Annotated in this window: 12 protein-coding genes; 10 read left to right on the forward strand and 2 right to left on the reverse strand. The window is 35.8% G+C overall.

Features of this window, described 5'->3' with window-relative positions; translation table 11 throughout:
- The first annotated feature begins 37 nt into the window (after positions 1-37).
- The 3 genes from CD30_RS06410 (at position 38) to CD30_RS20300 (ending at position 3,813) form a co-directional block, all read left to right on the forward strand.
- Positions 38-1,609: a histidine kinase N-terminal 7TM domain-containing diguanylate cyclase gene (locus CD30_RS06410; RefSeq protein WP_036174114.1), complete on the forward strand. Its 1,572-nt coding sequence runs from the start codon at positions 38-40 to the stop codon at positions 1,607-1,609.
- A gap of 208 nt (positions 1,610-1,817) precedes the next feature.
- Positions 1,818-3,521 carry an S-layer homology domain-containing protein gene (locus CD30_RS06415; RefSeq protein ID WP_268871084.1) on the forward strand — a complete coding sequence of 568 codons (1,704 nt, stop codon included), beginning with the start codon at positions 1,818-1,820 and terminating at the stop codon, positions 3,519-3,521.
- Positions 3,522-3,666: 145 nt separating this feature from the next.
- The gene (locus CD30_RS20300) at positions 3,667-3,813 is read left to right on the forward strand and encodes a hypothetical protein (RefSeq protein WP_170215808.1); all 147 of its coding nucleotides are present in this window, start codon (positions 3,667-3,669) and stop codon (positions 3,811-3,813) included.
- A gap of 95 nt (positions 3,814-3,908) precedes the next feature.
- On the opposite strand, the gene CD30_RS06420 is transcribed toward CD30_RS20300, so the two are convergent.
- A complete protein-coding gene (locus CD30_RS06420; RefSeq protein ID WP_036174117.1) occupies positions 3,909-4,337 on the reverse strand; it encodes a MarR family winged helix-turn-helix transcriptional regulator in 429 nt (142 codons plus the stop codon).
- Between the two features lie 119 nt (positions 4,338-4,456).
- On the opposite strand from CD30_RS06420, the gene CD30_RS06425 reads away from it, so the two are divergent.
- From CD30_RS06425 to CD30_RS06435, 3 genes are all read left to right on the forward strand, one after another.
- Entirely contained in the window at positions 4,457-5,044 is a 588-nt protein-coding gene (locus tag CD30_RS06425) for an NAD(P)H-dependent oxidoreductase (RefSeq protein WP_036174120.1), read from the forward strand.
- 81 nt (positions 5,045-5,125) lie between these two features.
- A complete protein-coding gene (gene sfsA / locus CD30_RS06430) occupies positions 5,126-5,815 on the forward strand; it encodes a DNA/RNA nuclease SfsA (RefSeq protein WP_036174123.1) in 690 nt (229 codons plus the stop codon).
- 203 nt (positions 5,816-6,018) lie between these two features.
- Positions 6,019-6,888, forward strand: a complete 870-nt coding sequence (locus tag CD30_RS06435) for a YitT family protein (protein ID WP_052126072.1) — start codon at positions 6,019-6,021, stop codon at positions 6,886-6,888.
- Positions 6,889-7,040: 152 nt separating this feature from the next.
- Here CD30_RS06435 and CD30_RS06440 read toward each other — a convergent pair whose 3' ends face one another.
- Complete coding sequence (locus CD30_RS06440) at positions 7,041-8,750, reverse strand: methyl-accepting chemotaxis protein (protein WP_036174126.1); 1,710 nt, start codon at positions 8,748-8,750, stop codon at positions 7,041-7,043.
- Positions 8,751-9,202: 452 nt separating this feature from the next.
- Here CD30_RS06440 and CD30_RS06445 point away from each other — a divergent pair, with 452 nt between their 5' ends.
- The 4 genes from CD30_RS06445 to CD30_RS06460 are packed head-to-tail and all read left to right on the forward strand — an operon-like array spanning position 9,203 to position 12,681.
- Positions 9,203-10,159 carry a metal ABC transporter solute-binding protein, Zn/Mn family gene (locus CD30_RS06445; RefSeq protein WP_036174130.1) on the forward strand — a complete coding sequence of 319 codons (957 nt, stop codon included), beginning with the start codon at positions 9,203-9,205 and terminating at the stop codon, positions 10,157-10,159.
- Positions 10,159-10,911, forward strand: coding sequence for a metal ABC transporter ATP-binding protein (locus CD30_RS06450; RefSeq protein ID WP_036174131.1), 753 nt, complete (start codon positions 10,159-10,161; stop codon positions 10,909-10,911). Before CD30_RS06445 ends, CD30_RS06450 begins: the two co-directional genes overlap by 1 nt.
- Entirely contained in the window at positions 10,892-11,812 is a 921-nt protein-coding gene (locus CD30_RS06455) for a metal ABC transporter permease (protein WP_036174132.1), read from the forward strand. Before CD30_RS06450 ends, CD30_RS06455 begins: the two co-directional genes overlap by 20 nt.
- Positions 11,809-12,681: a metal ABC transporter permease gene (locus tag CD30_RS06460; protein ID WP_036174135.1), complete on the forward strand. Its 873-nt coding sequence runs from the start codon at positions 11,809-11,811 to the stop codon at positions 12,679-12,681. The genes CD30_RS06455 and CD30_RS06460 overlap by 4 nt, the downstream gene beginning before the upstream one ends.
- Positions 12,682-12,706 lie beyond the last annotated feature (25 nt).

Raw genomic sequence — 12,706 nt, forward strand, 5'->3', positions numbered from 1 at the left:
TAAAAAAGGAAAATTTTGAAAGTAAAGAGGTATGAACGTGAATTCGCAATTGACTGCCTATATAGCGCTTATTTGTACGTCGGGTGTATTGAATCTATATTTATGTGTTTATGTTTTTGGAAAGCGGCATAATTATACAAACATCTTAAATTTTTTTATTCTTAGTACGTCAGTCATCACGATTTATTGCTTTGCTTCTGCTTTTGGCTTAATGTCTACTACATTAGAAGAAATGAAGTTTTGGACGGTTATTCAGTATGTGGGAATACCATTTGCTCCTCCGTTAGGATTAATATTTGCTATGCAATATGTAGGGATTCCTATAACGAAAAAACAGGCAATTTCCCTACTTACACTGCCCTTTATTACTTTATTAATGGTTGCAACAAACGATCTACACCATCTACATTATCGTGTGTACGAATTTCATCCACAATTAGGCGCTCCGTATATGCTACAAGAAATGGGGATTTGGTATGTTGTCCACGGAGCCTACATCTTTGGATGTATGTTCTTCGCATTCTTTATTGTTTTAAGAAAGTGGAAAGATACAGCGAAGACCTATCGCCCTCAATTGATTGCCCTCATGTTTGGTCAGCTTGTACCGATGTTAACAGCTTTTATATATTTACTTGGTTTAACACCTACTGGGGTAGATCCAGTTCCAATGGTATTATGGATGACTTCATTGCTTTATCTTTGGTCGATTCGATCATCACAATTGTTTATGGTAATGCCGATTGCAAAGGAATCGATTTTTAATAGCATGAATGATGGGGTAATGGTGCTTGACGAATCCACTAGATTAATCGAATACAATGAAGAAAGTCAACGTATGTTCTCTAGGTTGAAAAAATCGATGTATGGAACGGATTTTAATAAGGTTTGGTATGAATTATCAGGAGAAGCATTTCCATTACAATTTGAAATGACAGTGACTAATAAAGATCTTACAAGTACTATCCAATTTGAAGAACGTATTTATCAGGTTCGCGTATCTTCTCTAAAACAGAAAGATCATCAAAAAGGATTACTCCTGATGTTTACGGATATTACCGAGTTAAAAAAGCTACAAGAGCAGCTAAAAAAACAAGCCTATTATGACGAATTAACAAAAATTTATAATCGCCGTGCGTTTTTCCAGCAGTGTGAAGAAGACTTTGTACAAGCGAAAAATGAGGGCATTCCTTTTACACTTCTTTTAATCGACATTGACTTTTTCAAGAGTGTGAATGATACATATGGACATGATGTAGGTGATCAAATGCTTGTTCATGTAGTGAATGCTTGTCAAACTCAATTAACGGATGATATGTTATTTGCTCGCTATGGCGGTGAGGAGTTTGTCATTGCCCTTAAAGGATATACAGTAGAGGAAGGAGAGGCGATTGCTAATCAGATTCGTCAATATGTAGAATCTAATCCACTTGTTTCTTCTAAAGGGGTTCATTCTGTCACATTAAGCTTAGGTGTAGCAGAGGCGTCGTATGAAGAGGATGAGACACTAAATCTAGTGTTAAATCGAGCAGATAAAGCTCTTTACTCTGCAAAACATAGTGGTCGCAATCAGGTTCGAATTTATGAAGAAGCAATAGAAGTATTGAATTGATAATCTAAATAAATTAAGTATTAAATTATAGTAGGATTTTTTAAAAATTCTACTCTTTTTTATTCACATTTTAGTAAGATTTATCATCTTGTAGAAAGGTGTTTTGGGTGTCATAATTAGTGGGTAATTTTATTCATGAAAGGAAAGTCAACATGTATAAAACTGTAGTAAATAAACTGAATAATGGTCTTTACATGTGGCAAGATGAATTGATAAAAAATCTGAAAATCAAGAAGATATCATCATTACAATAAATAGTCCGGAAGTTACTTTAGATAGTATTACAAATGGCGATAGCCCATTGGAAGAGGGTAAGGACTATACAATTAGTGATTCAACTATAGTACTGAAAAAAGAATATTTAGCAAAACTCCCAAAAGGTACATCTACACTTATTTTTGTATTTAATGAAGGTGAAGTACAAAGCTTAAATCTAACAGTACAAGACTCAACTTCTCATTCTTCTGGTGGGAGCAGTTCAAAACCTCAATCATCAAAAGAAGAAATCAAAGTTGATGTTAAAACAGGTGATAATAATTCGGTAGTGAGCCAAACAACTGTCACACGTACGAAACAATCAGATGGTACGGTACAAGATGAAGTAACGTTAACTGAAGAAAAAACAAAAGAGACAATAACAAATGTAAAAGGTTCTGGACAAAACACAGCAAGTATTGTGATTCCAGATGATAAGGATGAAGTTGGACAAGTTGATGTTTCAATCACAAAAGAAGCTGCAAAATCACTAAGCGAAGAGATCGTAAATCTTGAGATCTATACAGAAAATGTAAGGATTCAAGTCCCTGAAGGTTCATTGGATAATTTTGAAGAGGATTTATATTTCCGTGTTATTCCAATTAAAGATGAAGTACAGCGACAAGAGGTGGAAAGTCGTGCGCGGGTAGAAGCGATTGTAAAAGAGGTTGCAGGGGATAAGGAAGTCAATGTTGTATCGCGTCCAATGACAATTGAAACAAATTTACAAAGTCGTCCAGTGACACTTATCTTGCCACTACGTGAAGTGGAAATACCTACAAATGCTTCAGAAAAAGAAGCCTCTTTAGCTGACTTAGTAATATTCATTGAACATAGTGATGGAGACAAAGAATTACTTAAACCGACCGTTGTGCAATATAAAGATGGTCAACTTGGATTGGAATTTGGAATCACGAAGTTTAGTACTTTTACGATTCTAAACATGGAAGGTTGGGAAGATTTAATTCCTGATTCAAATCAAGGACCAACTGATGGTTCTGGGCAAGATGAACAGAAGGATCTGATGCATAAACCTTATATCAGTGGCTACGGAGATATGTTCCGTCCAAATGCGTCCATTACAAGAGCGCAAATGGCATCAATGCTTTCAAGAAATCTGGAAGGAATACCTTCTACAGTGCTATATAACGATGTGAAAGTATCGCATTGGGCGTATCCACTGATCATGGAAGCTAAAGGTGCAGGTATCATGACTGGTGTGAATCCTACAACATTTGACCCAAATGGGACAGTGACCCGTGCGCAAATGGCTGTCATTGCCTATCGATGGATTGAAAACGAATGTAAAAATGATAATTCTGCTTTTGATAGTTGTCAAAAAATAACGAATTATTCTACAGCAACTTTTAGCGATGTATCATCTAAACATTGGGCAATTGAGGCCATCAGTTTTGTAAAAGAAGCAAAAGTAATGGTAGGGTATGAAGACAACACATTCCGCCCAAATGAAAAACTAACAAGAGCGCAAGCCGTTGTTGTTTTAAATAATTTATTTAAACGTGGTCCGTTAACAGGTCTCACGACACCAACCTTCAAAGATGTCCCAACAACGAACTGGGCATTCTCGCATATCGAAGAAGCTGCCAAAAAGCATACAATTAACTTCGATTCGAATGGCAACGAAATATTAAAATAATCAGGCACTGTAAAAAGTGCAATTCTGAAAGCAAGTCTATTAAAACTAGGCTTGCTTTCTTTGTGTTGTAGTGAAATTCCGTAAAAGTATACCTTCATAATCTTAGAACAATAGGTAAAGCTAATGAAAAAGGAGGTAAATTCAAATGAAAAAGCTATTTTTCTTGCTCTTCCTAGCATTTTCTTCAGTTGCTTTAATAGGTTGTGGGGACGATGAACTGGAAGATGGGGAACATATTGAAGAAATTGAAGAAGAAGATGAAATTGGTGACGGTGAGATTGATGATGAATAAGGCGTAGTTGTAATTTACACCTATAAAATAAAAAGTACGCATTGGAAATTAGGCCAATGCGTACTTTTTGCATTATGGTATACAACGAAATAGTGCTAATAATATAACTTTCTATGAAGTATATCCATAGCTCGTTCAATCTCTTCTAAATCTTCTTCAGATGCATTTTTAATCCGAGCTAAAAAATGAGATTCAACTAATGCAAAGGCTTCGTCCATCATTTTTTCTCCATCCTTCGAAAGACGAACTAATTGCTTGCGTTTATCTATTGAGTCAGTAATTTTCTCAATAAGGTTCTTCTCGCTTAATTTTCTTAGTTCTCGACTTGTATTAGGCATTGATATATATAGGCAATCACTAATTTCACTTGGAGTGACAGGTTGATTCACCGTGATGAATTCGAGAATGTCATATTGCACGGGCGTTACGAAATCTGCTTTAGCGTCTTTCGTTAATTCATGTGTTACTCGATAAAAAGAAGCTGTAAACGACACTACTTTTTGAAAAAGTCTTTTTTTATCCATCAGGTTCACCTCACATCAAAACATAACAAATTTATTATCAAAAAACAATTATTATTTGACAAGTAAATGCCGTGCGGTATACTCTATACTTATCAAATGATAAATAAAAGAGGTGCTATATGAACGTCTTAGTTATTTATACACACCCGAATCATCAAAGTTTATGTTATTCATTTTTACAAAAGGTTATTGAAGGTAGTGAAAAAAATCCAAACATTACAGAACTGCAGGTTTTAGATTTATATGAACAACAGTTCCAACCGGCTTTACAATTTAATAAACAAAAGCGAAGAAGGGATATGCATCTTGATCCGAAAATGGAGAGATATAGAAAACAAATTTCCTGGGCAGATAAAATTGTATTCATTTATCCTATCTGGTGGGGAAGACCTCCTGCAATGTTGCTTGGCTACATCGACCAAGTATTCGCAGCCAATTTTGCCTATAAATTTAAAAATGGACTATTACCAGAGGGACTTTTGAAAGGAAAGTCTGCTGTCTGTATATCGACGATGAGAGGACCTACATTCTATCCACGTTTTTTACTCCACAATGCACACCAAGTATTGATGAAGAAAGGCTTATTTCATTTTACGGGCATGAAAAAAGTGAAATTTTTTGAATTTGGCTCAATGGAGAATCCAGGAGGAAATCAATCCAAAAAACTAAAAAAAGTGTTTCAATATTTTCAGAAAATCAATCGATAACCAAATATAACTGCGGTAAAATGTAGCAGAATGACTTACTATTGTAGAAGTGAAAGATATACCGAGTAAGGACGTGAATAGATGAAGTATCAGAACATTGTACATGGCAAATTCCATAAGAGAATGAATCGTTTTATTGCTGAAGTTGAGATAGAAGGAATAAAAGAACGCGTACATATTAAAAACACGGGACGCTTAAAGGAGCTATTTATCCCAGAAACAGCAGTTCTGCTAGAAGAAAGTGATAACCCGGATAGAAAGACAAAGTATTCCCTTGTCGCAGTTGAAAAAGATAGTAGATGGGTGAATATTGATTCACAAGCGCCAAATAAGGTCGCATTTGAAGCGATGAGTGAAGGGGAAATAGTTGAATTTGGAATTCCAACTAACCTTAAAAGGGAAGTAACCTATGGTGCATCAAGATTCGATCTTTATTATGAGAAGGATGGAAAGAAAGGATTCATTGAAGTGAAAGGTGTGACATTAGAAAAAGATGGAATTGCAATGTTTCCAGATGCGCCAACGACAAGAGGGACAAAACATGTTCTAGAATTGGCAAAAGCCCAGCAAGAGGGATACCAAAATGCCATTCTTTTAATCGTGCAATTAAAGGGTTGTCATGAATTTACTCCAAATCGAGAAACAGATCCAGCTTTTGCAGATGCATTGCTCCTGGCACACCAAGCAGGGGTACAAATTTTAGCCTATGATACGATTGTGGTAGAAGATGGTTTGAAAATTGACCATTCTATTCCAGTTAAACTTTCTTAATAAAAATATTCCCATAACTATTTTGATATAACGTTTCTACTAAATTGTAGAGACGTTTTTTACTTTGTTTTAGGGAAAATTATTTAAATAAACTTCTGTAATTCAACGCATCAACGCATTAAATCAAAAAAGTACCATAAATATCAAATATTGCATAAAAGTTATTCTACCCTTATAATTTTTTTAGGGAAGGGGTAGAAAATGTGAATCAAGTGAAATTTTATTTTTCTTTAATTATAGGAACATTAATTATTGCGTTATCCTTTAATGTATTACAAGGACCCAATCAAATAGCTTCTGGTGGATTACCGGGGACTTCCTTGGTACTTAGTTCTATATTTCATCTTCCTTCAAGTATCATTTTATGGGCAATTACGATAATTATATTAGTTATTTCTAGTTATTTTTTAGGAATCAAATCAATTGGAAAGTCCGTTATAGGTTCGTTATTAATTCCACTGTTCGTCAATTTAACAAATGGATTACCTGCACTGACAAATGATCCTTTACTTGCATCAATTTATGGAGGTGTCGGTGTCGGCATTGGTTTAGGTATTGTAATTCGGGTAGGGGGCAACGTAGGTGGATTTTCATTAATCGCACAAATATTATATAAAATGAAGTCTGTTAAACATAGCACTTCTCTGTTGGTGATGGATGGTACGGTTATTATTGCAGGAGGAATTATTTTCTCTCCGGAAATCGCTTTGTATGCTTTAGTTGGTGCATTCCTAACAAGAAAAACGATGGATATTATCATCCATGGCGATAAAAAAGGCTCGAAGGTTGCATATATTATTACCTCTAAAGAATATGAGAAAAAAATTGAAGAGAAAGTTCTCCATGATTTAGATAGAGGATTAACGAAAATATCTGGAGTAGGTGGCTATACGAATAGTGAAAGAGCTATTATGATGATTGTTTTAAATCCAGCAAAAGCAACTATACTTAGAGCTATTGTACAAGAAATTGACCCCGGTGCGTTCATTATTTTATGTGAAGCGACCGAGGTATTTGGAGAAGGTTTTTCCCATTCCTTTCAACCAAAAGTCGCTAAAACAAACGTATCTTAAAAATAAGTTTGAAGAATAAAATGCACACCAGCATTAAATTGCTAGGTGTGCAATTTACATTTTGAATGGTTCGAACATTAGGGGAGAGGAAATGCTAGGTTAAATTAAAATAAAAATAGAGTGTAGAAAAAATGCTACACTCTAAGTTTGTATTAAGAAATTTTAAACGTATTTACTGCGTTTCTTAGGTCTTCTGCCATATTAGCAAGTGCTTGGGCAGAAGCGGTTATTTCTTCCATGGAAGCTAATTGTTCCTCAGCTCCAGCCGCAACGCTTTGAGAATTTGAAGAAGCCTCTTCAGCACTCTTAGATATATTTTGTATTTTGTGGCTCATTTCTTCTACAGATGCTGTAATTTGTTTTGATGTAATCGATACCTCTTCTGATTTATTTGCAACATCAATAGCAGAGCTTAAAATTTTCTCGAAGGATTCTCCAGTTTCATGGATTAACTGTAAACCAGTCTCGACTTCTGATGTACATTTATCCATTGATGAGACAGCATCTATCGTGTTGTTTTGAATATCTAAAATAAGATGTGTAATTTGCTCTGCAGAACGTTTTGATTCTTCAGCTAATTTTCTAACTTCTTCAGCAACTACAGCAAATCCTTTACCGTGCTCACCAGCTCTTGCAGCTTCAATTGCCGCGTTTAAGGCTAATAGATTCGTTTGTTCAGAGATGCCAGTGATAACAGCTACTATTTTTTCAATCTCCGATGAACGATTACCAAGCTCTTTAATAACACTTGATGAAGCTTGAACAGTATTACTGATAGATTTCATTTGATCAATTGTTTTATTTAAAGCTACATTGCCTTTTTCCGATTCTTCGGAAGTTGTATTTGAATGCTTAGAAACAAGGGAAATAGAATTAGCAATTTCTCCAATGCTTGTTGCCGTATTTTGCATTGAGATAGCTATCTCCTCTGTATCATTTAATGAACTTTCCGCACCGGTAGCCAGAAGTGTGCTCGCCTCTGCAATATGTTGTGAGGCATTGCTTGTTTCTTCAGCACTTGCGATCAATTCTTCAGAGGATGATGCAACCTGATTGGATGCATCGCGAACATTCTTGACCAATCTATTTAATTGGCTAAGCATTTCATTAAAGGAATGAGCTAACGATCCAATTTCATCTTTTGATTGGTATGTACTTTGTACAGTTAAGTCACCGCGCTCAGCCTTTTTCATCAATTTTTCCATTTCTTTTGTTGGTTTTGAAATGAGTTGTGAAATGACCCAACTTAGTCCAACATATAAAACTAACGCACCAACGATGATACTAATTAATAAAATCAATGATGTGCTTATATCTTTTTCGTTTTGTTCATTTTCTGTTTTGGCTTCTAAATTATTTACATTGATAAGATGGGAATACAAATCATCTATTTCGTTTACTAAAGGAGCTACTTCAGCTACATATAAATTATAGCTTTCTGTATTTTGATTTTTTATTGCTAAACTCATTACTTCATCCTTTAAGTCATAGAATTCTGCCTCTAAAGCATCGAGTTTTTCTAGTAATCCTAATTTCTCTGGATCATCGGTTTGATAGGATTGTCGTAAATCTTCGTTTGCTTTTATTCTTTCGTTAATGGAAAGTAAAAGCTCCTCGTTACGGCTAATTCTTGTATTAATCATTAATTCTATTAATGCTAATCGGATATATTGCGAATTGCTTTTCAGTTCACTCACAGTTTCGATTGGAGTGAGTTTGTTATCATACATATCGCTCAATTTATTTCCCATTTTCGAAAATTGGGTATAGCTAATGACGCCTATTAATATAAGGCTTATTAAAGTAACGACTAATAGCAAAGTGAATTTTTGAGTAAGTTTTAGATTTTTGATCCACTTCATTCGATTGGTCTCCTTTTTTAATAGATGATTAATAGAGTTGTTCTTACTTTGAATTATATCTGAAAATTTAGGTATATGTTAATAGTTTGATTCAGTTTTTAGAATAGTTTGTATTCAAATGAATTTTGGATTTGTTAGTTATTTTGACCTATAAACGAAATACGTCTTAATTACTTAGGGAAAATAAGTAAAGTGTTACTAATCCAATTTTAGATTTAGTAGCGTTTTTCCTTTGGAAATCCGAAATTGATGAGTCGGGTATCAGGTTGTAAACAAAGGGTTTTTAAAATTTTTATTATTTATGTGTTGACAAAGTTGGAATCATAACATAAAGTTTCCTCAAGGAAAATTTTTGTCTTGTAGGAAATGCTTGTACTAGAGAACTGCTAAATTTTTTACCCCAAAAGTTTCCTTAGGGCAACAAATATTCCTAAAAGCAAGGAGGAGAATAATTGCGTAATTTAAAATCTTTTATTCAGTTAATAGTGTTAGGTATTGGGAGTGTGATTCTATTAAGTGCGTGTAATTCAACAACCGAGGAAGGGGCAAAGGGATCAGATTCAAATGATTCTATACAGATCATTACGACGATTTCTCAAATTGGTGAACCGATTCAAATTATAGGTGGAGATCGTGTAGAAGTTGAAAGTTTAATGGGTCCTGGAGTGGATCCGCACTTGTATGAAGCGACACAGGGAGACATTACGACATTACAAAATGCAGAGATTGTTTTCTACAATGGCCTTCATCTTGAAGGAAATATGATTGAAATATTTTCCAAATTAAAGGAATCCAAAACAACACTGGCTCTTGGGGAGTCAATTGATGAAAGTAGATTACTAAAGGATGAGGAAGGTGCAATCGATCCGCATATTTGGTTTGATTTAGATATTTGGAAGGATGCGTTGGATAATGCAACTGAAGTGTTAAAGGAATATTCCCCAGAGGATGCTGATTATTTTGAGCAAAACAAACAGAAATACTTTGCTCAAATCGATGAACTTAAGGCAGAGGCCACAGAGAAATTATCTAGTATTCCGGATGAACAACGCGTTTTAGTTACTGCTCATGATGCATTTGGTTATTTTGGTCGTATGTATGACATAGAGGTTGTTGGATTACAGGGGTTAAGTACAGAAGATGAGGTAGGTTTATCGGATATTCAATCAACAGTAGATTTGTTAATCGATAAACAGGTTCCTTCCGTCTTCGTAGAAAGTAGTATTAATCAAAACTCTATTCAAGCAGTTATTGAGGGTGCTGCGAAGCAAGGTTTAGAAGTTGAACTTGGTGGAGAACTATTCTCAGATGCGATGGGCGAAGAAGGAACTGAGGAAGGAACCTATTTAGGTATGTATCGCCACAATGTAAACACTGTTTATGAAGGCTTAACTAGAGGTGTTGAGTAATGCATGTTCTAAAAGTAGAAAATTTAAGTGCCGCTTATCGGAAAAATACAGTTCTTCATGATGTCTCCTTTTCCGTTAAGAAAGGTTCACTTACTGGAATTGTTGGTCCTAATGGTGCAGGGAAGTCTACGTTAATCAAAGTTTTACTGGATTTACATCCTAAGCTTACTGGAAATGTATCATTTTTTGAGTCACCTTTAAAAACAGTGAAAACTAGAATTGGCTATGTTCCGCAACGTGGTTCTGTTGATTGGGATTTTCCTACGGATGCATTAGACGTCGTGATGATGGGGATGTATGGCCAGATTGGTTGGCTGAAATGGCCTAATAAAAAACATAAAGAAAAAGCTTTAAATGCATTAGATAAAGTAGGTATGGCTGACTATGCTCATCGTCAAATTAGTGAACTGTCTGGTGGTCAGCAGCAACGGGTTTTTTTAGCGCGAGCTTTAATTCAAGAGGCGGATTTGTATTTTATGGATGAGCCACTAGCTGGCGTTGACGCTGCAACAGAGAGGGCGATTATGACCATATTACGTGAATTAAAAAATGAAGGAAAAACAGTTTTAGTAGTTCATCATGACCTTCAAACTGTGGAAAATTATTTCGATCAGGTGTTGTTCTTAAACCGTACTGTTGTTGCACATGGCGAGGTTCATAATACTTTCACAACAGAAAATATTGAGAAAGCATATGGTGGTACTGTTCGTTGGTTGAAGGAGGGGATCGGCCTTGTCCATTCTCCTATCTAGTAACTTTCAGTGGGTTTTCATGAGTACACTCTTTCTAGGTATCGCCTCCGGATTGATAGGTTGTTTAGCCTATTGGAAAAAGCAGAGTTTAATGAGTGATGCCCTTTCTCATGCTGCCCTACCTGGCGTTATGATTGGTTTTCTATTATTCCATGAAAAGAATTTTATTGTATTAATAATAGGAGCAAGTATTAGTGCCCTTCTTGGCGCATTATTAATCCTGTTAGTAAAATCAACCACTCGCATTACGGAAGATACGGCAATGGGGATGGTTTTAGCGGTATTCTTCGGTGGAGGAATGGTTCTTCTTACGATTGTGAATCGGAGTGGTGGCGGAAATCAGGCCGGTTTAGACAATTTTATATTTGGGCAGGCAGCCTCCATGGTAGGATCAGATGTTACTCTAATGTCAGCTCTTGCTCTACTAATCATTTTCGTAATTATTGCTGGATTTAAAGAATGGAAATTGTTTTTGTTCGATCCTAATTTTGCGAAGGGCTTTAATTTTTCAATTAAAGGAATGAATGCTCTCTATCTAATACTACTTGTATTGACAATTGTGATTGGAATTCAGGCGGTTGGCGTTATTCTGATGTCCGCTCTACTCATAATTCCGGCAGTTAGTGCACGCTATTGGACGCATTCATTTAAGACGATGATGTGGTTATCGGCAGTATTTGGTGGTGTTGCTGGTGCGATTGGAACAACCATTAGTACATTTGGTGCTGGCTGGCCAACGGGACCTTTCATTGTATTGACATCAGGTTTTATCTTTTTAGCTTCCTTATTTTTAGGTGCAAAGAAGGGGTTAATTATCGAATATATGATGCTGCGCAATAAAAAGAATGAAATGAAGCAGCTTTCTTTAAAGGCACCAGTTGTAAGGGAGGGGAAATCATGAGCTATACGGCATGGATATTATTAACCGCTTCTCTCGTAGGAATTTCCTGTGGGATTGTGGGTGTGCTTTTGATTCTACGTCGAATGGCCATGATGGCAGATGCTATTAGTCATACTGTACTTCTGGGTATTGTCATGGCTTACTTGGCAACTCAGAGTTTAAGTGGCATTCATATGGTGATAGGTGCAGCCGTTGCAGGTGTATTAACCACATATCTTGTGCAATGGTTAAATTCTAGAGGGGTTCAACACGATGCATCGATTGGTGTAGTATTTACGATACTTTTTGCATTAGGGGTTATTCTGATTGCAAAAAAAGTAGGGAATGCTCATCTTGATGTTAAACATGCTTTAATGGGGGAAATCGCATTTATTCCGTGGGATACCATTCGTATACCTTTGCTCGGAGAAGTCCCTGTTGCAACACTGACTTTAATGATTGTATTATTCATTGTTAGTTTAATTATAGGGCTATTTTATAAGGAATGGAAAATTACAACCTTTGACCCAGCTCTTGCTGCAAGTATTGGACTTCCAGTGCTTGCAATGCATTATCTATATATGACATTGCTATCGATGACAACTGTTGCAGCTTTTGATGCAGTTGGAGCTATCATGGTAGTTGCCATGCTAATTGCCCCTGCAGCTTCAGCCTATCTCTGGACGGATAAACTTATTATGATGTTTGTTTTAAGTGCTCTTTTTGGAACAATTTCAGCAGTTTTTGGGTATTACTTTGCCCTATGGATTGATACCTCCATTTCAGGCTCTATGGCATTTGCGACAGGTATCGTTTTTCTTATTAGTTTTTTATTCTCACCTCGACACGGTATGCTTTCGTATTGGATTCGCCCAGCTACAGCTAAATGATGAAGTTTGTTTTAACGTATTGCGA

This window comes from Ureibacillus massiliensis 4400831 = CIP 108448 = CCUG 49529 (assembly GCF_000772965.1).
In the GTDB taxonomy this organism is placed as follows: domain Bacteria; phylum Bacillota; class Bacilli; order Bacillales_A; family Planococcaceae; genus Ureibacillus; species Ureibacillus massiliensis.

Bases quoted from the DNA above. Each gene is read 5' to 3' on its own strand.
- CD30_RS06420 (WP_036174117.1), bottom strand. From the start codon at position 4,337: ATGGATAAAAAAAGACTTTTTCAAAAAGTAGTGTCGTTTACAGCTTCT.
- CD30_RS06440 (WP_036174126.1), bottom strand. From the start codon at position 8,750: ATGAAGTGGATCAAAAATCTAAAACTTACTCAAAAATTCACTTTGCTA.
- CD30_RS20300 (WP_170215808.1), top strand. From the start codon at position 3,667: ATGAAAAAGCTATTTTTCTTGCTCTTCCTAGCATTTTCTTCAGTTGCT.
- CD30_RS06450 (WP_036174131.1), top strand. From the start codon at position 10,159: ATGCATGTTCTAAAAGTAGAAAATTTAAGTGCCGCTTATCGGAAAAAT.
- CD30_RS06460 (WP_036174135.1), top strand. From the start codon at position 11,809: ATGAGCTATACGGCATGGATATTATTAACCGCTTCTCTCGTAGGAATT.
- sfsA (WP_036174123.1), top strand. From the start codon at position 5,126: ATGAAGTATCAGAACATTGTACATGGCAAATTCCATAAGAGAATGAAT.
- CD30_RS06425 (WP_036174120.1), top strand. From the start codon at position 4,457: ATGAACGTCTTAGTTATTTATACACACCCGAATCATCAAAGTTTATGT.